Source organism: Achromobacter sp. Root170, assembly GCF_001428165.1.
Taxonomy (GTDB): domain Bacteria; phylum Pseudomonadota; class Gammaproteobacteria; order Burkholderiales; family Burkholderiaceae_B; genus Achromobacter; species Achromobacter mucicolens.
Map to the genome: position 1 here is coordinate 535116 of NZ_LMHN01000015.1, position 21893 is coordinate 557008.

At 66.1% G+C, this 21893-nt stretch carries 17 protein-coding genes and 1 pseudogene; 15 read left to right on the forward strand and 3 right to left on the reverse strand.

What is annotated here, in order from left to right; all coding sequences use genetic code 11:
- Positions 1-8 precede the first annotated feature (8 nt).
- The 12 genes from ASD87_RS16815 (at position 9) to ASD87_RS16870 (ending at position 15685) form a co-directional block, all read left to right on the forward strand.
- Positions 9-1205 carry a patatin-like phospholipase family protein gene (locus tag ASD87_RS16815; RefSeq protein WP_056323886.1) on the forward strand — a complete coding sequence of 399 codons (1197 nt, stop codon included), beginning with the start codon at positions 9-11 and terminating at the stop codon, positions 1203-1205.
- 173 nt (positions 1206-1378) lie between these two features.
- Positions 1379-1837: a winged helix-turn-helix domain-containing protein gene (locus ASD87_RS16820; protein ID WP_369818549.1), complete on the forward strand. Its 459-nt coding sequence runs from the start codon at positions 1379-1381 to the stop codon at positions 1835-1837.
- Positions 1838-2040: 203 nt separating this feature from the next.
- Positions 2041-3339: an efflux RND transporter periplasmic adaptor subunit gene (locus ASD87_RS16825; RefSeq protein ID WP_056323888.1), complete on the forward strand. Its 1299-nt coding sequence runs from the start codon at positions 2041-2043 to the stop codon at positions 3337-3339.
- A 65-nt stretch (positions 3340-3404) separates the two neighbouring features.
- Positions 3405-6635 carry a multidrug efflux RND transporter permease subunit gene (locus tag ASD87_RS16830; RefSeq protein WP_056323891.1) on the forward strand — a complete coding sequence of 1077 codons (3231 nt, stop codon included), beginning with the start codon at positions 3405-3407 and terminating at the stop codon, positions 6633-6635.
- On the forward strand, positions 6632-8125 hold the full coding sequence (locus tag ASD87_RS16835) for an efflux transporter outer membrane subunit (protein ID WP_056323893.1): 1494 nt from the start codon (positions 6632-6634) through the stop codon (positions 8123-8125). Before ASD87_RS16830 ends, ASD87_RS16835 begins: the two co-directional genes overlap by 4 nt.
- Complete coding sequence (gene pdxJ / locus ASD87_RS16840) at positions 8122-8862, forward strand: pyridoxine 5'-phosphate synthase (RefSeq protein WP_056323894.1); 741 nt, start codon at positions 8122-8124, stop codon at positions 8860-8862. Before ASD87_RS16835 ends, pdxJ begins: the two co-directional genes overlap by 4 nt.
- A gap of 38 nt (positions 8863-8900) precedes the next feature.
- Positions 8901-9335 carry a holo-ACP synthase gene (gene acpS / locus ASD87_RS16845; protein ID WP_056323898.1) on the forward strand — a complete coding sequence of 145 codons (435 nt, stop codon included), beginning with the start codon at positions 8901-8903 and terminating at the stop codon, positions 9333-9335.
- 49 nt (positions 9336-9384) lie between these two features.
- Entirely contained in the window at positions 9385-10443 is a 1059-nt protein-coding gene (nagZ, locus tag ASD87_RS16850) for a beta-N-acetylhexosaminidase (RefSeq protein WP_056324624.1), read from the forward strand.
- Positions 10406-12232 (forward strand): excinuclease ABC subunit UvrC, encoded by a 1827-nt coding sequence (gene uvrC / locus ASD87_RS16855; RefSeq protein ID WP_056323901.1) that lies wholly within the window; start codon positions 10406-10408, stop codon positions 12230-12232. The genes nagZ and uvrC overlap by 38 nt, the downstream gene beginning before the upstream one ends.
- Before the next feature lie 204 nt (positions 12233-12436).
- Positions 12437-13009, forward strand: coding sequence for a CDP-diacylglycerol--glycerol-3-phosphate 3-phosphatidyltransferase (gene pgsA / locus ASD87_RS16860; RefSeq protein WP_056323904.1), 573 nt, complete (start codon positions 12437-12439; stop codon positions 13007-13009).
- A 160-nt stretch (positions 13010-13169) separates the two neighbouring features.
- The gene (locus ASD87_RS16865; RefSeq protein WP_056323906.1) at positions 13170-14477 is read left to right on the forward strand and encodes an MFS transporter; all 1308 of its coding nucleotides are present in this window, start codon (positions 13170-13172) and stop codon (positions 14475-14477) included.
- A gap of 206 nt (positions 14478-14683) precedes the next feature.
- The gene (locus tag ASD87_RS16870) at positions 14684-15685 is read left to right on the forward strand and encodes a cytochrome-c peroxidase (protein ID WP_056323909.1); all 1002 of its coding nucleotides are present in this window, start codon (positions 14684-14686) and stop codon (positions 15683-15685) included.
- A gap of 74 nt (positions 15686-15759) precedes the next feature.
- Here the strand turns inward: ASD87_RS16870 and queF are convergent, their stop codons facing one another.
- A complete protein-coding gene (queF, locus tag ASD87_RS16875; protein WP_056323912.1) occupies positions 15760-16584 on the reverse strand; it encodes an NADPH-dependent 7-cyano-7-deazaguanine reductase QueF in 825 nt (274 codons plus the stop codon).
- Between the two features lie 317 nt (positions 16585-16901).
- Between queF and aceA the strand changes: the two genes are divergently transcribed.
- Together aceA and ASD87_RS16885 are read left to right on the forward strand one after the other, a co-directional pair.
- Positions 16902-18221 (forward strand): isocitrate lyase, encoded by a 1320-nt coding sequence (gene aceA, locus ASD87_RS16880; RefSeq protein WP_056323915.1) that lies wholly within the window; start codon positions 16902-16904, stop codon positions 18219-18221.
- A gap of 205 nt (positions 18222-18426) precedes the next feature.
- Positions 18427-18822, forward strand: a complete 396-nt coding sequence (locus tag ASD87_RS16885) for a DUF1398 domain-containing protein (RefSeq protein ID WP_056323917.1) — start codon at positions 18427-18429, stop codon at positions 18820-18822.
- A 27-nt stretch (positions 18823-18849) separates the two neighbouring features.
- Here ASD87_RS16885 and ASD87_RS16890 read toward each other — a convergent pair whose 3' ends face one another.
- Positions 18850-19914 carry an NAD(P)-dependent alcohol dehydrogenase gene (locus ASD87_RS16890; protein WP_056323920.1) on the reverse strand — a complete coding sequence of 355 codons (1065 nt, stop codon included), beginning with the start codon at positions 19912-19914 and terminating at the stop codon, positions 18850-18852.
- 106 nt (positions 19915-20020) lie between these two features.
- Here ASD87_RS16890 and ASD87_RS16895 point away from each other — a divergent pair, with 106 nt between their 5' ends.
- The gene (locus tag ASD87_RS16895; RefSeq protein WP_056323922.1) at positions 20021-20905 is read left to right on the forward strand and encodes a LysR family transcriptional regulator; all 885 of its coding nucleotides are present in this window, start codon (positions 20021-20023) and stop codon (positions 20903-20905) included.
- A gap of 28 nt (positions 20906-20933) precedes the next feature.
- Here the strand turns inward: ASD87_RS16895 and bioD are convergent.
- A pseudogene (bioD, locus tag ASD87_RS16900) lies at positions 20934-21847 on the reverse strand (dethiobiotin synthase); the annotation flags it as partial.
- Between the last annotated feature and the right edge of the window lie 46 nt (positions 21848-21893).

A 21893-nucleotide genomic window follows, 5' to 3' on the forward strand; every position in this document is an offset into this window, starting at 1 on the left:
GACGCCGCATGACTGCAAGCCGCAAGGCCCTGGCCGAAGACACCGGCGACACGCCGCCCTACGACACCGTCGCGCTCGTGCTGCAAGGGGGCGGGGCGTTGGGTTCGTACCAGGCAGGGGTGTACCAGGGCCTGCACGAAGCCGGCATCCGGCCCAACTGGATTTCCGGCATTTCCATCGGTTCGATCAACGCGGCCATCATCGCCGGGTCCCCGGAAGACGAGCGCGTCGAGCGCCTGCGCGGCTTCTGGGAAAGCATCTGCCGGCCCACGGGCTTTGCCGCGCTGCCGTGGGGCGATACCTTGGACGGCATGTTCGAAGGGGTGCCGTTCGGGTTTGGCTCGCCCGCCATGAACGGACAGGTCTCCGCGCTGCAAGCCCTGATGACCGGCCAGCCGGGCTTTTTCAAGCCGCGCTTTCCGCCGCCTTACCTGGTGCGCGGGCGCGGCGCCGCCTCCACCAGCTTCTACGACACGACGCCGCTGGCCGCCACCCTGCGCCAGTTCGTGGATTTCGACCTGCTCAACAGCGGGGCGGTGCGGGCGAGCTTCGGCGCCGTCAATGTGCGGTCGGGCAATTTTGCGTATTTCGACAGCCTGCACGACACCCTGCGGCCCGAGCACATCATGGCCTCGGGCGCCTTGCCGCCCGGGTTTCCGTCGGTGGAGATCGATGGCGAGCATTACTGGGACGGCGGCATCGTCTCCAACACGCCGCTTGCGCAGGTGCTGACCACGGACAACATGCGTGACACGCTGGCGTTCCAGGTCGACCTGTGGCCCGCGCGCGGCCCGCTGCCGACGTCGCTGGAAGAGGTGGCCGAGCGGCAAAAGGACATCCAGTATTCCAGCCGCACCCGGTTGGTCACCGACCAGCTGCGGCGCGTCCTGAAACTGCGGCACGGCTTGCAGCGCCTCTTGGAACGCCTGCCGGAAAGCGAACGCAGCGCGCCCGACCTGGCGGACATCCGCAAGCTTTCGCACACGCCGGCCACCAACATCGTCAACCTCATCTACGAAGCCAAGCACCGCGAGCGCTACTCCAAGGATTACGAGTTCGGCACCGAAGCCATGCGTGAGCACTGGGAGTCGGGCCTGGCGGACATCCGCCATACGCTGGAAAAACCCGGCATCCTGGCCCGGCCCACGCAGGACAGCTGCTTTGTCACGCACGATATCCATCGCAACGGGACCCATCATTCGTAGCGCAGCGGCGGCTTACCGTCGTTTGCGGGGTGTGCAGGTCGGATTGGTCTGATAGATGCGCGGCGACGGGCTGAAATCCGCGCCGTGCAGGTAGCCTTCAAGGACATTCCGCAACCTTGTTCCGGGACGGGCCGCCCCTTGCATGCCGGCGGCCATCCTGGTGGAGATCCGCCTTGAATGCTCCTGTGCCCGCTCCCTTCCTTGCCAAGCCCGGCACGCGCAAGCCCGCGCGTACGTCCGCTAGCAACCCCGCATGCAGCCCTCCATGCAGCCCCGCGCGGACGCAACCGCCCGCCGGCTGGGCGCCGGGCCTGCCCCAAGACCCCGTGGACGGGTGGTGGAGCCTGCTCTACTGGGGCTGGACGCTGCAATTGCCCAACGGCGCGCGCTTGGACCTCACCGAACTCGAGCGCGCCTGCTTCGCGTGCCTGGTCAGGAATCCGCAGCGCGAATTGGTCCGCGATGAAGTGAAACACCTGCGCGGCGGCATGAACATGCGGTCGCTCAATGTCGCGATCTGCAGGCTGCGCACCAAGGTCCGCCAAGCGGGTGCGCGCCTGCCCCTGCACACGGTGCATGGCGTCGGCTATGCGTTCCTGGGCAATCTCCGAGAGCTCGCCAACAGCAAATAACTGTTGCGCAATTGCGCCTGAAAGTTCCCCCGGACCCCCCAAAGTACGTGATTTCCCCAATATCTGAGTTACATTACTGGGCTATTCACGTGTCGTTGGTGACGCTTGGTCATGATTTGATCGCTGCTCTTCGGCACGTTCGAATTGCTGCGGTACCTGACGCGATTTCACGACGCGCTTCATTACGCTACGCGGGGGTTTCAATGCGGTTTTCGCCTAAACGAATTTCGGGTCTGGCTGTTTCCGGTGGCGTCCTCGCGCTGATATTGGCCGGATGCGGGGAAAGACCCCAGATGAATCCCGGCATGCCCCAGGTCAGCGTGGTCACGGTGCAGCCGCAGCGCGCGCCCATCGTCTCGGAATTGCCGGGCCGCGTGGATGCCGTGCGCGACGCGCAGATTCGCGCCCGCGTCACCGGCATCGTGCAGCGCATCACCTTCGAGCAGGGCGGCGACGTCAAGGAAAACCAGCTGCTGTTCAAGATCGATCCGGCGCCCTACAAGGCCGCCTACGATCAGGCGACGGCGCAGTTGAAGCAGGCGCAGGCCAACCTGTTCAGCGCCAAGCTCCTGGCCGACCGCTACGCGCCGCTGGTCAAGGCCAACGCCGTCAGCAAGCAGGAATACGACAACGCCGTCGCGTCCTTCCGCCAGGCCGACGCCACCGTGGCCGCCGCGAAGGCCGCGCAGGACAACGCCGCCATCAACCTGAGCTACACGGACGTCACCTCGCCGATCACCGGCCGCATCGGCAAGCCGCTGGTCACCGAGGGCGCGCTGGTCGAATCCACGTCCGCCACACAGATGGCCACGGTGCAGCAGCTCGATCCCATCTACGTCGACTTCACGCAGTCCACCGCCGATCTGGCCGCCCTGCGCCGCGCCTTTGCCAGCGGCCGTCTGCAGCAAGTGGGCAAGGACGCCGCCCGCGCCACCGTCGTGCTTGAAGACGGCTCCGAATACGAACATCCCGGCAAGCTGCTGTTCACCGGCATCACGGTGGATCCCAGCACCGGCCAGGTGAACCTGCGCGCCGAGGTCCCCAATCCCGATGGCATCCTGCTGCCCGGCATGTATGTGCGGGTCCGCCTGGAGCAGGGCTTTGACGATGTCGCCCTGCTGGTTCCCCAGCAGGCGCTGCAGCGCACGGCCGACGGCAAGCAGAGCCTGATGCTGGTGCGCGACAACAAGATCGCGCAGGCGCCGGTCACCACTGGCGGCGCGTACGAAAACAACTGGCTGGTCACCAGCGGCCTGAAGGCAGGCGACGTGGTCGTGGTCGAAGGCTTCCAGAAGATCCGCCCCGGTGCGCCGGTGCAGGTCAGCCAATGGAACCGGAACGGCACGCCCGCGCAGGGCGGCGCGCCCGCCGCGCAGCCTGGCGCCAAGCCCGCCGAACCTGGCACGCAGCCCGGCGCCAAACCGGCCGAACCCGCCCCGCAGCCCGGCGCCAAGCCGGCCGAGCCGGCCCCGCAGGACAAGGCCGCCGGCCAGAAATCGTAAGCGGCACGCGGCGCAGCAAGCGCCGCGTTCCTCTTTGGTGAGCATCGCTTTCAGAGTCAGCCCACATGCCGCAATTTTTTATCGATCGACCAATCTTCGCCTGGGTAGTTGCCCTTTTCATTCTGCTGGCAGGGGTGTTGGCCATCCCGAACATGCCGGTTGCGCAGTACCCCGATGTGGCCCCGCCGGCCATCACGATCACCGCAACCTACCCCGGCGCGTCGGCCCCCGAAGTGGCCGAGTCGGTCACCAGCATCATCGAAGACCAGCTCAACGGCGCCAAGGGCCTGATCTACTACGAGTCCGTCAGCGACTCCTACGGCACCTCGACCATCACCGCGACGTTTGCGCCCGGCACCAATCCTGACTTGGCGCAGGTGGACGTGCAGAACCGCGTGTCCAACGTGATCGCCCAGCTGCCCAGCGCGGTGCAGCAGCAGGGCCTGCAGTACGAGCAGACCAGTACCGGCTTTCTGATGATCGTGACGCTGTCGTCCACCGATGGCTCGCTGGACCAGACGGCGCTGGCCGACTACATCACCCGCAACGTGAAGAACCCGGTTTCGCGCGTGCCGGGCGTGGGCCAGTTCCAGTTGTTCGCCGCGCCTCGCGCGATGCGCGTCTGGCTGGACCCGAACAAGCTGGTCGGCTTCAATCTCAGCATGGCCGAGGTCAACAACGCCATCGCCAGCCAGAACGTGCTGATCTCCGGCGGCAGCATCGGTGCGCCGCCCAATCCGGAATCGCAGCGCATCACGGCCACGGTCACGGCCAACGGCCAATTGAGCACGGTCGACGGCTTTGGCCGTATCGTCCTGCGCGCCAACACCGACGGCTCCAAGGTGCTGCTGCGCGACGTCGCCCGCATCGAGGTCGGCGCCGACAACTACCAGTTCGGCGCGCGCCTGAACGGCAAGCCCACGGCGGCCTTCGCCATCGTGCTGTCGCCCAACGCCAACGCGCTGGCCACCGCGCAAGGCGTGCGCAACCAGATGCAGGAACTGTCCAAGTACTTCCCGGGCAACATCCAGTATTCGGTGCCGTACGACACCGCGCCCTACGTCAAGGTCTCCATCGAGCAGGTGCTCCATACCCTGGCCGAAGCCATGGTGCTGGTGTTCCTGGTCATGTACCTGTTCCTGCAGAACGTGCGCTACACGCTGATCCCGGCGCTCGTGGTCCCGGTGGCCATGCTGGGGGCGTTCGCCGTGATGCTGGCGCTGGGCTTCTCGATCAACGTGCTGACCATGTTCGCGATGGTGCTTGCCATCGGGATTCTCGTGGACGACGCCATCGTGGTCGTCGAAAACGTCGAGCGGATCATGGCGACCGAGGGCCTGCCGCCCAAAGAGGCCACCAAGAAAGCCATGCCGCAGATCAGCGGCGCCATCATCGGGATCACGCTGGTGCTGGTGACCGTGTTCCTGCCGCTGGCCTTCATGAGCGGGTCGGTGGGCGTGATCTACCGCCAGTTCTCGGTGGCCATGGCCGTTTCCATCTTCTTTTCGGCGCTCTTGGCGCTGACCTTCACGCCGGCGCTGTGCGCCACGATCCTCAAGCCGGTGGCCAAGGGCCACCACGAGGACAAGAAGGGCTTTTTCGGCTGGTTCAACCGCAAGTTCGACGCCACCACGCACGGCTACCAGAACTGGGTGTCGCGCATCCTGCACAAGGGCGGCCGGATGATGCTGGCGTTCCTCGTGCTGGTCCTGCTGCTGGGCTGGCTTTACCTGCGCCTGCCGTCGTCGTTCCTGCCCGAGGAAGACCAGGGCTACGTGGTCAGCAACATCGAGCTGCCCACCGGCGCCAGCGCCAACCGTACCGTCGAAGTCATCGAGCAGGTCGAAAAATACTTCCAGGGCATTCCCGCCGTCGAGAACATCATTGCCGTGCAGGGCTACAGCTTCAACGGCAACGGTCTGAACGCGGCCATCGCCTTCACGACGCTCAAGGACTTCAAGGACCGCAAGGAGCGTCAAGATTCGGCCGGCGCGATCGCCTTCACGGCGTTCGAAAAGCAGCTCATGGGCATCCATGACGCGCAGGTCTTCACGCTGGTGCCGCCGGCCATCTCGTCGCTGGGCAACGCCACCGGTTTCGACTTGCGCCTGCAGGATCGCGGCGCCGCCGGCACCGAGGCCCTGGCGGCTGCCACCGCGCAACTGATGGGCGAGGCCATGAAGAGCCCCGTGCTGTCGCAAGTCCGTATCACGGGCCTGTCGGCGGGCACGCAGCTCAGCCTGAACATCGACCGCGACAAGGCGGCCGCGCTGGGCGTGGACTTCAACGAAGCCGCATCGCTCATCTCGACCGCGGTCGGCTCGGCATACCTGAGCAAGTTCCCCAACCTGGGCCGGATGCAGAACATCTGGGTCCAGGCCGATGCGCCGTACCGCATGCAATTGTCCGACGTGCTCAAGCTGAACGCCCGCAACGCGCAGGGCGGCATGGTGCCGCTGTCCACGTTCGTCACGGGCGAATGGGTGCAGGGCCCGGTGCAGGTGGTGCGCTACAACAGCTACGAGTCGATGCGTATCGGCGGCAGCTCGGCGCCGGGCTACTCCACCGGCGAGGCCATGGAAGAAATGCAGCGGCTGGTCGCTCAGCTGCCGCAAGGCTTCGGCTACGAGTGGACGGGGCTGTCGTACCAGGAATTGCAGGCCGGCAACCAGGCCCCCATCCTGATGGGCCTGTCGCTTCTCGTCGTGTTCCTGGTGCTTGCCGCGCTGTATGAAAGCTGGGCCATCCCCATCTCCGTCATGCTGGTGGTGCCTCTGGGCATGCTGGGCGCGGTGGCGCTGGTCAGTGCGCTGGGCATGTCCAACGACGTGTACTTCCAGGTCGGCATGGTGACCGTGATCGGGCTGGCGGCCAAGAACGCCATTCTTATCGTGGAATTCGCCAAGGACCAGTACGCGCGCGGCATGGGCCTGTACGAGGCCGCAGTGGAGGCCGCGCGATTGCGCTTCCGTCCCATCCTGATGACGTCGCTGGCGTTTATCCTGGGCGTGATTCCGCTGGCGCTGGCCACCGGCGCGGGCGCGGCCAGCCAGCGCGCGGTGGGCCTGGGCGTGCTGGGCGGCATGCTGGCCGCCACGCCGTTCGCTGTGATCTTCGTTCCGACATTCTTCGTGGTGGTGCTGGGCCTGTTCAAGACCCGCCCGCGTCTGCTCGGCGCCGAACTGCGCGCCTTCGAGCAGGAGCAGGCCGAAAAGAAGGCGGCGGCCGAAAAGGGCGCTGACCCGGCAACGCCGCAGACCGCACAACCCACTGGTGGCCAGGAGGGCAAGGAATGAAAGCCCTGATGTTCAGACAGACCGCCTTGTCCGCCTTTGTGGCGGTGGCGTTGGCCGGCTGCTCGCTGGCGCCCGATTACAAGCGTCCCGACGCGCCGGTCAGCCCGGCGTGGCCGGATCAGCCCAAGGTGCAATACGGCGCGTACTCGCGCGCCACCACGCTGGGCTCGCAGCCCGCTGCTGACGTCGTGCCGCAGGCCGGCACACCCGCGGCGGACCTGGGCTGGCGCGAATTCTTCCGCGATCCGCGCCTGCAGGCCCTCATCGAGCTTGCGCTGGTCAACAACCGCGACCTGCGCGTCGCGGTCCAGCGCGTCGAAGAGGCCCGGGCGCAATACGGCATCCAGCGCGGCGCGCAGTGGCCCAGCATCGGTGCCGGCATCCAGGGCCAGCGCCAGCATCTGCCGGCCAACATGCGGGCCGGCGGTCCGGATTCCAGCTCGATCAGCAGTTCCTACCAGGCCGGCATCGGCCTGACCACGTTCGAAATCGACCTGTTCGGCCGCCTGCGCAATCTGTCCGAAGCCGCGTACCAGCAGTATCTGTCGACCGAGCAGGCGCAAAAGACCGTTCACATCACCTTGGTGGGTTCGGTCGCGCAGTCGTATTTCAACCTGCGCGCCGCCGAGGTCCAGCTGGACCTGACGCAGCGCACGCTGGCCTCGCGCCAGGAATCGTATGACCTGGTCAAGCGCCGCTTCGACGGCGGCGTGGCCTCCGAACTGGACCTGAATCAGTCCAAGTCGCTGCTGGACACGGCCTCTGCCGACCTGGCGCAACTGGCCCGCGCCCGCGCGCAGGCCATGAACGCGCTGGTGCTGGTGGTGGGCACGCCGCTGCCCGACACGCTGCCCCCGCCGGCCACGTTCGGCCGCGACCAGGTGCTGGCCACGGTGCCGTCGGGCCTGCCGTCCGACCTGCTGGAGCGCCGGCCCGACATCGCCGCCGCCGAAAACCAGCTGCTGTCCGCCAACGCCAACATCGGCGCGGCGCGCGCGGCGTTCTTCCCGACCATCTCGCTGACTGGCCTCTTGGGCGTGGCCAGCCCGTCGCTGGGGGATCTGTTCAAGGGCGGGCAGGGGTATTGGAGCTTCTCGCCGTCGATCACGACCCCGTTGTTTGCGGGCGGCAGCATCCGCGAAGGACTGAACCTGGCCAAGGCGCGCGACAATATCGCCGTGGCGCAGTACGAGCAGACCATCCAGCAGGCGTTCCGCGAGGTCTCGGACGCGCTGGCGGGCGAGGCCACCTACGGGGCGCAGCTCGATGCCCAGCGCGCGCTGCAGGATTCGTCGGCGCGGACGCTGGAGTTGTCGAATTTGCGTTATACCAACGGTATCGACAGCTACCTGCAGGTGCAGACCGCGCAGGTGGACTTTTTCAACGCCCAGCTCGCATTGGTGCAAACCGGCCTGGCCGCGCTGATCAACCGCGTGGAGCTGTACAAGGCGCTGGGCGGCGGCTGGGAAGAAACAACGAAAGTGCAATGATAGAACTTGGTGTAAATATCGATCACGTCGCCACGCTGCGGCAGCAGCGCCACACGGCGTACCCCGACCCGATCGCCGCGGCGCTGCGCGCCGAGGACGCCGGCGCCGACCTGATCACGCTGCATCTGCGCGAAGACCGGCGGCACATCCAGGATGCCGACGTCTACGCGATCCGCCCGCAGTTGCGCACCCGCATGAACCTGGAATGCGCGGTCACGCCGGAAATGCTTGAGATTGCCTGCGCGGTCAAGCCCAGCGACGTTTGCCTGGTGCCCGAAAAGCGCACCGAACTCACGACGGAAGGCGGGCTGGAAGTGGCCGGCGCGATGGGCCCGGTGTCAGACGCGGTGGCGCTTCTGACCGAAGCCGGCATTCGCGTTTCGCTCTTCATCGATCCGGACCCGGTTCAGATCGCCGCCGCCGCCAAGGCCGGCGCGCCCGTGATCGAACTGCACACCGGCGCCTATGCCGAGGCCGAGGGCGAGGCCGCCCACGCCGAACTGCAGCGCATCCGCCTGGCCGTGACCGAAGGGCTGCGCCACGGGCTGCGCGTGAACGCGGGACATGGCCTGCATTACGGCAACGTCAAGCCGGTGGCCGCGCTGGACGGCATTTCCGAACTCAACATCGGCCACGCCATCGTGGCGCAGGCGATCTTCGAGGGCTGGGAAAAAGCCGTGCGCGACATGAAGGCGCTGATGGTGCAGGCGCGGTTGCACGCGCTGCGCGGGCTTTGAACGCGGGCCGATGACGCGTTTTGACCGCTAGCCAGGCGATGCCGATGTCCGACTCTTCTTCCGCCACGCCCGCCGGCGCCATTGCCGGCATCGGCATGGACCTCCTGCGCATCGACCGGATCGAGCGCGCGCTGGCGCGCCACGGCGACCGGTTCGCCGAAAAGATCCTGGGACCCGAAGAACTCCTCAAATTCCATGCCCGCCGCGCGCGCGACCCCGTCCGCGGGCTGCGCTTCCTTGCCACGCGCTTTGCGGCCAAGGAAGCCTTTTCCAAGGCGATCGGCCTGGGCATGCGCATGCCGATGACGTGGCGGCGCGTGCAGACGCTGAATGCGCCGGGCGGCCGCCCGGTGCTGGTGATCGCGCCCGAATTGCAGGCCTGGTATGCCGAACGGTTCGGCGCGGCCCACGTTTCCATTACCGATGAATCCGACATGGCCGCCGCGTACGTGGTGGTCGAGCGCAAGCCCTGAGCCCGGGATGTTTCCCGCCGGCTTGCCGCACATCTACAAGGACACCTCCATGGCCAAAAAGAAATCCAAGGCGGTCCTGCCCCCCGGCCCCGTGATGGTCGATGTGGCGGGATACACGCTTACGAAGGCGGAAAAGAAGCGCCTGCGCCACCCGCTGGTGGGCGGCGTCATCCTCTTTGCCCGCAACTTCGAGAACCGCGCCCAGCTCACCGCGCTGACGCGCCAGATCCACAAGGCGCGCAAGGAGCCGCTGCTGATCCTGGTGGACCACGAAGGCGGCCGTGTGCAGCGGTTCCGCGAAGACGGCTTCACGCCGTTGCCTCCGATGCGCGCGCTGGGCCAGTTGTGGGATCAGGATCCGCTGCAGGCGATGCGCCTGGCCACCGAGGCCGGGTATGTCCTGGCGGCCGAACTGCGCGCCTGCGGCGTGGACATGAGCTTCACGCCGGTGCTGGACCTGGATTACGGCGTCAGCAAGGTCATCGGCAACCGCGCCTTCCACGCCGATCCCCGCGTCGTCACCATGCTGTCGCGCGCGCTGGTGCAAGGCCTGGCATTGGCTGGCATGTCGGCCTGCGGCAAGCATTTCCCGGGCCACGGTTACGTCGAGGCCGACTCGCACCACGAGATCCCCGTCGATCCGCGCACGCTGGACGAGATCATGAAGGACGACGCCGCGCCCTACGCGTGGCTGGGCGACGCGGTCCTGCCGTCCGTCATGCCCGCGCACGTGATCTATCCCAAGGTGGACAAGCATCCGGCGGGATTTTCCAAGCGCTGGGTGCAGGACATCCTGCGCAAGCGCCTGGGCTACGATGGCGTGGTGTTCTCGGACGACCTGACCATGGAAGGCGCCGCGGTCGCGGGCGACATCCTGGACCGGGCCAACGCCGCGCTGCGCGCCGGTTGCGACATGGTGCTGGTGTGCAACCGCCCGGACCTGGCCGACGACCTGCTGTCGCGCCTTGAGTTCGACCATGCGCCCGAGTCCGTTGCGCGCATCCGGCGCCTGATGCCGCGTTTCGATGCGCCCGATTGGGATACCTTGCAGGCCGAAAGCCGTTACCAGAATGCCCGACGACTTCAATCTCAAATCGTTCCTGTCTGACCTGCCGCATCTGCCGGGTGTCTACCGGCACCTGGATGCGGCCGGCGAGGTCATGTATGTCGGCAAGGCGCGCGACCTGAAGAAGCGCGTCTCGTCGTATTTCCAGAAGACGCTGTCCAGCCCGCGCATCGCGCAGATGGTGGCCAAGGTGGCGCGGCTGGAGGTCACGGTGACGCGCTCCGAGGCCGAAGCGCTGATCCTGGAAAACAACCTCATCAAGAGCCTGAAGCCGCGCTACAACATCCTGTTCCGCGACGACAAGTCCTATCCGTACCTGCACATCACGGGGCATGACTGGCCCCGCATCGCGTACTACCGCGGCGCCACCAACAAGCGCGGCCAGTTCTTCGGCCCGTTTCCCAATGCCTGGGCCGTGCGCGAAACCATCCAGATCCTGCAAAAGGTCTTTCGCCTGCGCACGTGCGAAGACAGCGTGTTCGCCAACCGCTCGCGCCCCTGTCTGCTGCATCAGATCGGGCGCTGCTCGGCGCCTTGCGTGGGCGCCATCGAAGCGGCCGAATACGACCGCGACGTGCATCGCGCCGTCCGCTTTCTGAACGGCGAGGCCAAGGATGTCATGGGCGAGATCGAGGCCCGCATGCAGCAGGCCTCCATGGAGTTGCGCTTCGAAGAAGCCGCGGCGCTGCGCGACCAGATGGGATCGCTGGCGCGCGTGCTGCACCAGCAGACCATGGAAAACGTCAGCGGCGAAGACACCGACATCATTGCGGTGGCCATTGCCGGCGGCAAGGTCTGCGTGAACCTGGCGATGGTGCGCGGCGGCCGCCATCTGGGCGACAAGCCGTTCTTTCCCTCGCACGCCGAAGGCGAGGCCGCGCCGCAGGTGCTGGAAGCCTTCGTGGCCCAGCATTACACCGAGAACGCGATGCCGCCCATCCTGGTGTGTTCGCACACCTTGCCCGATCCCGAGCTGATCGCGCTGCTGGTCGAGCAGTCGGGCGGCCGGCCGACGCGGGTGCTGACGCGGCCGCAGGGCACGCGCCGGTCGTGGCTGGAGCAAGCGGCAAAGAACGCCGAAATGGCGCTCGCCCGCGCGCTGACCGAATCCGGCGCCCGGGCGGCCCGCACGCTGGCGCTGGCCGAAGCGCTGGACCTGGACACCGACGAAGCCGCGCTCGACGCGCTGCGCATCGAGTGTTTCGACATCAGCCACACCGCCGGCGAAGCCACCCAGGCGTCCTGTGTGGTGTTCGAGCACCACGACATGCAGCCTTCGCTGTACCGCCGTTACAACATCGCCGGCATCACGCCCGGCGACGACTACGCGGCCATGCGCCAGGTGCTGACCCGGCGTTTTGCGAAGGTGGCCGATGGCGACGCGCAGATGCCCGGCCTTGTCCTCATCGACGGCGGCAAGGGCCAGGTCGAGGTCGCGCGCAAGGTCTTCGCGGAACTGGGGCTGGACATCCAGACGCTGGTGGGCGTGGCCAAGGGGGAAGGGCGCAAGGTCGGCCTGGAAACCCTGGTGTTCGCCGACGGCCGCCCGCCGGTCGCCCTGGGCGGCGAATCCGCCGCGCTGATGCTGATCGCCCAGGTGCGCGACGAGGCCCACCGCTTCGCCATCACCGGCATGCGCGCCCGCCGCGCCAAGACACGCAACGTCTCGCGCCTGGAAGAAATCGAAGGCGTGGGCGCCCGCCGCCGCCAACGCCTCCTGGCCCGCTTCGGCGGCTTTTCCGGCGTTGCCCGCGCCAGCATCGAGGACCTGGCCTCGGTAGACGGCATCTCGCAAGACTTGGCAATCCGCATCTACGAGGCGCTGCGCTGACGCCCCGGACTTGCCCAAATGTCACGAATTCGTGTCACCCTCGCCGCCGACCCAACATGCCAAACCCCAAATTTCAACCACTCCACCCGACGAGCAATCCGGGCCGCGCGGATCCGGCTCCGCCGGTCCGCAGAGGCGCCCCCTTGAGGGGGAAGCGCCAAAGGCGCTTCGGGGGTGGGCTCTAGCTGTTAGGATACGGACACTATGCCAATTAACGTTCCCATTATTCTGACGTGGCTGCGTATCGCCATGATTCCGCTGGTGGTCGGGCTGTTCTATCTGCCCGAAAGCTGGATGTCTGTTCCCACGCGCGATACGCTGGCGGCATGGGCCTTCATCATCGCCGCGCTGACCGACTGGTTCGACGGCTGGCTCGCCCGGCGCTGGAACCAGACATCGGCATTTGGCGCATTTCTGGATCCGGTGGCCGACAAACTCATGGTCTGCGCCGCCCTCATTGTGCTGCTTGACCTGAGCCGGGTCGACGCCTTCATCTCGCTCATCATCATCGGTCGTGAAATCACGATTTCCGCGCTGCGCGAATGGATGGCCAAGATCGGCGCCAGCGCCAGCGTGGCCGTGCACCGGCTGGGCAAGTTCAAGACGGCGGCGCAGATGATCGCCATTCCGTGCCTGCTGTATAACCAGACAATCTACGGCGTCAGCACCAAACTGCTGGGCGACGTGCTGATCATCGTGGCCGCGGTGCTGACAGTGTGGTCGATGCTGTACTACCTGCAGCGCGCCTGGCCCGCGATCCGCGAAAAAGCCATGTAGTATCGATTTTCCGGGCCGGCTGAATAAGCCGGCCCGGCGCAGTTGCAGACCCTGCAGTCGCAAAAAAAATCACGCCCGGGCAAGTACCCGCGCGCCGCCGGAGACAACCCGCGAACCGCCTCGAGCGGAACGCATCCTGCCGCTTTCGCGGCCTTGTGCAATGAACACCGCTACCGCCGCCACCCCCTTGCTCTCGGACGCCGACGTACGCCGGCGCGACTGGAAAATCATCCTGCTCATCGGCGTGGCGCACGCGTCGTCCCACTTCTTCCAGCTTGTGCTGCCGTCGCTGTACGGCGCGCTGGGCCTTCAGTTCGGGCTGGACTTCGCGCGGCTGGGCCTGCTGGTATCGACGTTCTACGTGGTTTCCGGCATCGGCCAGGCGTCCTCGGGTTTCGTGGTGGACCGCATCGGCGCGCGCCCCGTGCTCTGGTTCGGGCTCGGCTGCTTCGTGCTGTCGGGCGTGCTGATCGGATCGGCCACCGGCTACGTCATGCTGATGGCCGCCGCCGTCATTGGCGGCATCGGCAATTCAGTGTTTCATCCGGCCGATTACTCCCTCATCAATCACCGCGTCACCGCCCCGCGGCTCGGCCATGCGTTCTCCACGCACGGCCTGACCGGCAACCTGGGGTGGGCGCTCACGCCCGTGTTCATCACCACCATCACGCTGCTGGCCAACTGGCGCGTGGCAGCCTATAGCGCCGCCGGCCTCGTGGCGCTGGTGCTGCTGCTGACGGTGCTGGGACGCGACCTGCTGGGTGGCCCGTCGCCCATCGAGGCCGGCGGCGACGCCAAGGATGCCGCCAACGCGCCCAAGCCCGCCGCCAAACCGCAAGAGGGCGTTCTGGCCACGCTGTCCGCGCTCTTGTCCAAGCCCGCGCTGTGGGGCGCTTTCCTCTTCTTTGCCTGCACTTCCATCGCGCTTTCGTCGGTGCAGAATTACACGATTCCCTTGCTGGGCCAGCTTTACGACCTGTCCAAGGTCACGGCCAGTTCCGCGCTGTCCGGGTACATGGTCGCCTCGGCGGTGGGCATGGCGGCCGGCGGCTTCCTGGTGTCGGCCAACCCGCGCACCGAGCGCACCGTCATGGTGGCGCTGATCCTGGCTGGCCTGACGCTGGTCGTGCTGGCGCTGGGGCTTGTGCCCGCCGTGCTGGCCGCGCCCGTCGTGGGCCTGGCCGGCTTCTGCTCGGGCGTGGCCGCACCGTCGCGCGACATGCTGATCCGCCGCGTGACGCCCAAGGGCTCGACCGGCTCGGTCTACGGCCTGGTGTATTCGGGCATGGACGTGGGCTCGGCGCTGGGGCCGCTCGCTTTCGGCCTGCTCCTGGATGCCGGCCTGCGGCAAGGTCCGTGGGTGGGCGCGGGCGTGGCGTTCGCCGTGGCCGCTTTCCTGGCGCAGTGGATCGCGGTGCAGGCGCGCCGCGCCGAACCGCCTGCGGCGGCGGCAGCAGCGCGGCCGTAATGCGGTGAGACCGCGGGCGCCGTTACCGCAGGGCGCCCCAACCCCTTTGATCGCCCCGCACGGCGCCAGAGCTGCCTTGCGCGCCATCAAGCACGACATTGCCGCGTGCGCCCCGGCGGGCGCCGCTTGATGCCTCGCAAGGCCAGGGCATGGCTTCCCCGATGTAATAACCATGTGGTTGAACTGGTTATTCACAGGAGAAGCAAATGAGAAAGACAAGTACGCTGCTGGCCGTGGGACTCGTACTGGGACTGTGGGCAAATCAGGCGTGGAGCGCGTCGCAGGAACCCATCCAGCCGATCGAGCCCGCCGTCATCAAGGAACCCGCCAAGGTCGAACTGGGCAAGAAACTCTTCTTCGATCCGCGTCTGTCCCGCTCCGGCGCGATCTCCTGTAATTCCTGCCACAACCTCGCCATGGGCGGGTCCGACAACCTGAAGGCCTCCATCGGCCACAAATGGCAGCAGGGCGGCATCAATTCACCGACCGTGCTCAATTCCAGCCTGAACATCGCCCAGTTCTGGGATGGCCGCGCCAAGGACCTGCGCGAGCAGGCGGGCGGCCCGATCGAGAACCCCATGGAAATGGCGTCGACCCACGAGCTTGCGGTGCAGGTGCTCAATTCCATTCCGGGCTACCGCGCCGAATTCAAGCAGGTCTTCGGCAAGGACACGATCACCATCGGCGAGGTGACCAGCGCGCTGGCCGCGTTTGAAGAAACCCTGGTCACGCCGAATTCGCGTTTCGACCAGTGGCTCAAGGGCGACAAGAAAGCGTTGACCGTCCGGGAACTGGCCGGATACGACCTCTTCAAGAACAGCGGCTGCGTCGCTTGCCACAACGGCGTGGCGGTGGGCGGCAACTCGTTCCAGAAGATGGGGCTGGTCACCCCCTACATCACCGAGAACAAGGCCGAAGGCCGGGCCGCGGTCACGGGCAAGGACGCGGACCGCTTCAACTTCAAGGTGCCGACGCTGCGCAACGTCGCGCTGACCTACCCGTACTTCCATGACGGCGAAGCGGCCACGCTGACGCAGGCCGTCGACGTGATGGGCCGCCTGCAACTGGGCCGCACGTTCACGCCCGATGAAAACGGCCAGATCGTGGCGTTCCTGAAGACGCTGACGGGCGACCAGCCAGTCATCCAGTACCCGGTGCTGCCGCCGTCCGAAGACGACACGCCGCGGCCTGAGCCGTTCGTGAAGTGAACGCAGATCGGTAATTGCTGAACAGCAAAAGCAAAACGGCCGCCCTGGGGCGGCCGCTTTTCGTGGCAGGCGCGTTACTGGCGGACGGTTCGCCTATCGGCGGGCGGCGCCGCCTCGAAGTTGCTGCGCCAGGGATTGATGTCCAATCCGCCGCGGCGTGTATAGCGCGCATACACCGTCAAATGCTCCGGGCCGCACGCCTGCATGATGTCGCTGAAGATGCGCTCGACGCAGTGCTCGTGGAATTCGGCGTGCTGGCGGAACGACACCACATACCGCAGCAGCGATTCGCGATCGATCGGCTTGCCGCGGTAGCGGATCTGCACGGTGGCCCAATCGGGTTGGCCGGTCACGGGGCAGTTCGACTTCAAGAGGCGCGACGCCAGCGTTTCCTCGACCACGTCGCCCGGCCGGGTGCGCAGCAGCTCGGGGGCGGGCTCATAGGTGTCGATCTCGATATCCAGCTTGTCGATGTAGATGCCGTCCAGCTCGCCCATCTGCAGCTCGGAAAAGCGCTGCGGCAAGAAGAAGTCCAGGCCCACCGGCGCGCCCGCGGCGGCGCTCAGGTCGCGTTCCAGCCGGCCGCGCAGGGCCGCCGAATTGACCAGGCGGGTCTGGTTGAACGAGTTCAGGTACAGCTTGAACGACTTGGATTCGATGATGTTGGGGCTGTCGGCCGGCACCGAGAACGTCGCCATCGCCACCCGCGGCTTGCCCTTGGCGTCCAGCCACGACAGCTCGTAGGCGTTCCACAGGTCCACCCCGCTAAAGGGCAGGTTGCCGTCATTCAGATTGAGCGCCGCGCGGTTGTGCGAGCGCGCAATGGGGAACAGCAGCGAGGGATCGTATTGCGAGGCGTAGGCCACGCTCTGCCCGAGAGGGCCGTGAGACAGGGTCATAGCAGGAATTCAAAAACGGGATGACGGCATTGTAGGCGCTGGAAGGGGCCCGATTTTCCACAACGTGAAATGTAACTCTCGGCATGTGAAAGCCGGTGTTGCGCAGCAGCGGGGCGGCATTTCATAAACGACAATCGCATTTCATTATACAAAATCAAGTTCATAACTCATTGATTTAAATGACTAACATTTTTCGTCTTGTATAAGACCTGCCTTCACATTGCTCCGCAGCACAGGCATAGACTTTCTCCAACGATTCACGCAATGCACGACGCGAATCCTTTGAAGTTCTCTCACTACTGACCAGGAGCATCACCATGAGCAATCGCGAAACCGAAATCCGCAACCTGCAGAAAGATTGGGCCGAGAACAGCCGGTGGCAGGGCATCAAGCGCGACTACAGCGCCGAAGACGTCATCCGCCTGCGTGGCTCGATCAGCGTCGAACACACGCTTGCCCGCCGCGGCGCCACGCGCCTCTGGGAACTCCTGCACAGCGAGCCGTTCGTCAATTCGCTGGGCGCCCTGACCGGCAACCAGGCCATGCAGCAGGTCAAGGCCGGCCTGAAGGCCATCTATCTGTCAGGCTGGCAGGTCGCCGGCGACGCCAACCTGGCCGGCGAAATGTATCCCGACCAGTCGCTCTATCCCGCCAACTCCGTGCCGCAGGTGGTCCGCCGCATCAACAATTCGTTGACGCGCTGCGACCAGATCCAGTGGATGGAAGGCAAGAACCCTGGCGATGAAGGCTACATCGACTTCTTCGCGCCCATCGTGGCGGACGCCGAAGCCGGTTTCGGCGGCGTGCTCAACGCCTATGAACTGATGAAGGCCATGATCGAGGCGGGCGCGTCGGGTGTCCACTTCGAAGACCAGCTCGCTTCCGTGAAGAAGTGCGGCCACATGGGCGGCAAGGTGCTGGTGCCCACCCGCGAGGCCGTGTCCAAGCTGGTGTCCGCCCGCCTGGCCGCCGACACGATGGGCACGCCCACGTTGCTGCTGGCCCGCACCGACGCCGACGCGGCCGACCTGGTGACCAGCGACGTCGACGAGAACGATCGTCCGTTCATCACCGGCGAGCGCACGGTGGAAGGCTTCTTCCGCACCCGCGCCGGCATCGACCAAGCCATCTCGCGCGGCCTGGCCTACGCGCCGTACGCCGACCTGATCTGGTGCGAAACGTCCACGCCCAACCTGGAATACGCCCGCAAGTTCGCGGACGCCATCCATCGCCAATTCCCGGGCAAGCTGCTGGCCTACAACTGCTCGCCGTCGTTCAACTGGAAGAAGAACCTGGACGACGGCACCATCGCCAAGTTCCAGCGCGAGCTGGGCGCCATGGGCTACAAGTTCCAGTTCATCACGCTGGCCGGCTTCCACGCGCTGAACTACGGCATGTTCGAGCTGGCCCACGGCTACGCCCGCCGCCAGATGAGCGCGTTCGTGGAACTGCAGCAGAAGGAATTTGCCGCCGCCGAAATGGGCTTCACCGCCGTGAAGCACCAGCGCGAAGTGGGCACCGGTTACTTCGACGCCGTGACCCAGACGATCGAGGGTGGCAAGTCGTCCACGACCGCGCTGACCGGCTCGACCGAAGAGGCGCAGTTCGAACACGGCAAGGCGCAGAAGGCTGCGTAAGCCGGCAGTGCCCGGCCTGTCCCGCGGGACGCCGGGCGCCGCATGCAGGTGTGTAGTCGCAGGTGCTGTTGTAGGGTGGATTCAAGGGTGCCTGCGGGCACCCTCTTTTTTTGTTTCGCGATGGCGCCATTCCCGCAGTACGCTGGACGGTGCGAAGGCCGAGGCGCCGGAACGGTCTTCTCCTTTTCATCGTCAGGAGCCATCCATGAACGCGTCCACGCAATCCATCATTCGTGAAACCGCGGAGGCATCCGCCCAAGGCCGCATCCACTTCGGCCAAGTCATCAGTCAACTGGCGGGCGCAGGGGTCGAATCCTATGTGGTCGACTACCGGTCCCGCCGCACCGCCTACTACCTGCCTGATGACCAGACGCTGGACATCCCGCTGGATGTGCCAGATGTCGCCATTGCCAATGACTTTGATCGGGATGCGCTGCAAGCCGCGATTCGCGGCGCGCAGCGGGGCGAGGTGATGTACCCGGAATTCAAGCGTCTGAGTTGCGCGGCGGGCTGCGTCGGCTACGCGGTGTGGATCGCGGGCCGGCACGTCACGTATTTCGGCCGCCTGGGTGATGCCCACGACGAGAAATTTCCCGACTGACCTCAGAAGGCCCTCGGGGAAGCAGGCTTATACGGCAGCGCGCGTTTCCTTCAGCGACGCCATGTCGATCACGAAGCGATACTTCACATCGTTCTTCACCAGCCGCTCGTAGGCCTCGTTCACGGCCTGGATCGGCACGATTTCCACGTCACTGACGATGTTGTGCTCGGCGCAGAAATCCATCATTTCCTGCGTCTCCTGCATGCCGCCGATCGCCGAGCCGGCCAGCGACTTTCGGCCCATGATGAGGTTGGCGCCGGGGATCGGATCCAGCGGCGTCAGCGCGCCCACCAGCGCCATGGTGCCGTCCAGCGCCAGCAGGGCCATGTAGGGATTGACGTCGTGGCTGACGGGAACCGTGTTCAGCAGGAAGTCGAACGTGCCGGCGTGCGCCGCCATGGCGTCGGCATCGCGCGAGACCAGCACCTCGTCCGCGCCCAGGCGCTTGGCATCGCGGGCCTTGTCGGCCGAAGTCGTGATCATCACCACATGCGCGCCCATTGCATGCGCAAACTTCACGCCCATGTGGCCCAGGCCGCCCAAGCCGATGACGCCGACCTTTTTGCCCGGCCCCACCTTCCAGTGGCGCAGCGGGGAATAGGTGGTGATGCCGGCGCACAGCAGCGGCGCGACGGCCTTGAGGTCGAGCTTGTCGGACACCTTCACGACGAAGTGCTCGGTCACCACGATGCGATCGGAGTAGCCCCCGAACGTCAGTTGGTCGCTGCCACGCTCCTTGTCGTTGTAGGTAAGCGTGGCGTTCTCTTCGCAATACTGTTCGAGGTTCAGACGGCACGCCTTGCAATGGCGGCACGAGTCCACCATGCAGCCCACGCCGGCGTAGTCGCCGACCTTGAATCGCGTCACGTTCTTGCCCACTTGCGCGACGCGGCCAATGATTTCGTGGCCGGGCACCATCGGGTACATGGAATTGCCCCAGTCGCCGCGCGCCTGGTGCAGGTCGGAGTGGCAGATGCCGCTGTACAGGATGTCGATCAGCACGTCATCGTCGCCCGGTTCACGGCGGGTGAAGCTGAAGGGAACCAGGGGAGTGTCGGCGCTGTGCGCGGCGTAGCCTTGGGCTTGGATCATGACGGCCTCTTGGGATGTTTGTTGAGCAGGCGTTCACAATAAGCTCGCCGAAAACCCACTTCAAGCTAGAATTTCGGCATGATTTATTGAATAAATTTGCATAATCATGCCGCTCGACAACCTATCCCATCTTGCCGCGTTCTCGGCGGTTGCCCGTCTGGGCAGCTTCCGCAAGGCGGGCGAAGAGCTCAGCCTGTCCACCTCGGCGGTCAGCTACGCCATCCGCAACCTGGAAGAGCGGCTTGGGGTGAACCTGTTCAACCGCACCACGCGCAGCGTGGCCCTGACTGAAGCCGGCCACCGCCTGGCCGAGCGCCTGCAGCCTGTGCTGCATGGCCTGGGCGACGCGCTGGACGAAATGAACCACTTTCGCGGATCCGCCGCCGGCACGCTGCGCATCAACACGTCGCGCGCGGCTTCGTACCTGTTGCTGATGCCCATGGCGGCCCGTTTTCTGGCTGCTTATCCGGACATCCGCCTGGAAATAGGGGAAGACGACAGTTTTGTGGACATCGTGAAATCCGGCTTCGACGCGGGCGTGCGTTTGCTTGAAGCCGTGCCCGAGGACATGGTCGCGGTTCCCATCGGCCCGCCGCTGCGCGCGGTGGTGGTGGCGTCGCCCGGCTATCTGCAGGGGCGCGAGGCGCCCCGGACGCCGGCCGACCTGCTGCGGCACGACTGCGTGCGCTACCGGTTTCCCAGCGGCCGCTATTTCAAATGGGAGTTCGAGAAGGACGGCGAAAAGGTGGAAATCGACGTGCCGGGCCGCATAGCCCTGAGCGACGTGCACGCCGAAGTGCGCGCGGCCTGCGATGGCATCGGTATCGGCTACGTTCCCGAAAGCTACGTGGCGGACCTGCTTGCATCGGGCAGGCTGGTGCGGTTGCTGGAGGATTGGTGTCCCGTGGTGCCGGGTTTCATGCTGTATTACCCCCGGCAGCGCCGCGTCTCATCGGCGCTGCGGGCATTCATCGACATGGCCCGGCAGTGATGCCGGGCGCGCCGGACTGGCGTTCGGCCTAGTCCGCTTCGGTTTCGGCGTCATACAGCGCTGCCAGGCATTCGGCCAGCGGCGCGATGCCCTGGGCCAATGCATCGACGGCCGCGGCATCCACGCGCGGCAGCGGCGGGATCTCCGCCAGCACGCGCACGCCGCCAAAACGCTCGATGGCTTCCCTGTTGCCCGCGGACGGCGGGCCGCTCATGACCACGCCCAGCACCGGGATGCCGCGCCGCTGCAACGCCTTCAGGCTCAGCAAGGTGTGGTTGATGGTGCCCAGTCCGCTGCGCGCCGCCAGCACCACCGGCATGTCCAGTCGCGCGATCAGGTCGATCATCATGTGCGTGTCGTCGATCGGCACATACAGGCCGCCCGCGCCTTCCACAATCAGCGGCGCCCGCGTCGCAGGCGGCACGATGGTGGTGGCGTCGACAATCGTGTCCTCCAGCGTGGCGGCCGCCCACGGCGACAGCGGCGCCTGCAGCACGTAGGCAGGCAGGTGCAGGCGCTCGGGCGGCAACCGCGCCAGGTGGGCGACGGTGTCGGTGTCGCCGGGCTCTTCGGCCACGCCCGTCTGCACCGGCTTCCAGTAATCGGCATTCCAGGCACGGGCCAGGATGGCCGACACCAGGGTTTTGCCGATGCCGGTATCGGTGCCCGTCACAAAAACGCCATTAGGCCGCTGCATGGTCTTTCTCCACGTACTAAACGCCAGGTGATACGTCACCGTGGCGCCTTGTTCGTCAAACGCGGCCAGCACCCGGCACAGTTGCGCCGCGCCCAGCGGCGGGCAGCCAGGCGCGGGGGGGGGGGCGCGCCGATGCCCTTCAAGCCGCGCAGGAAATGCAGGCCGTCAGGATGATCTTGTATCAGGCGTTCGCCGCACACGCCACCGGCCATATCGGCCATGGCCGGACGGATGGCGCGGGCGGGGCGGATGGGGGCGGACAGGGGGGGGGCGGACAGGGGGGACGGACAG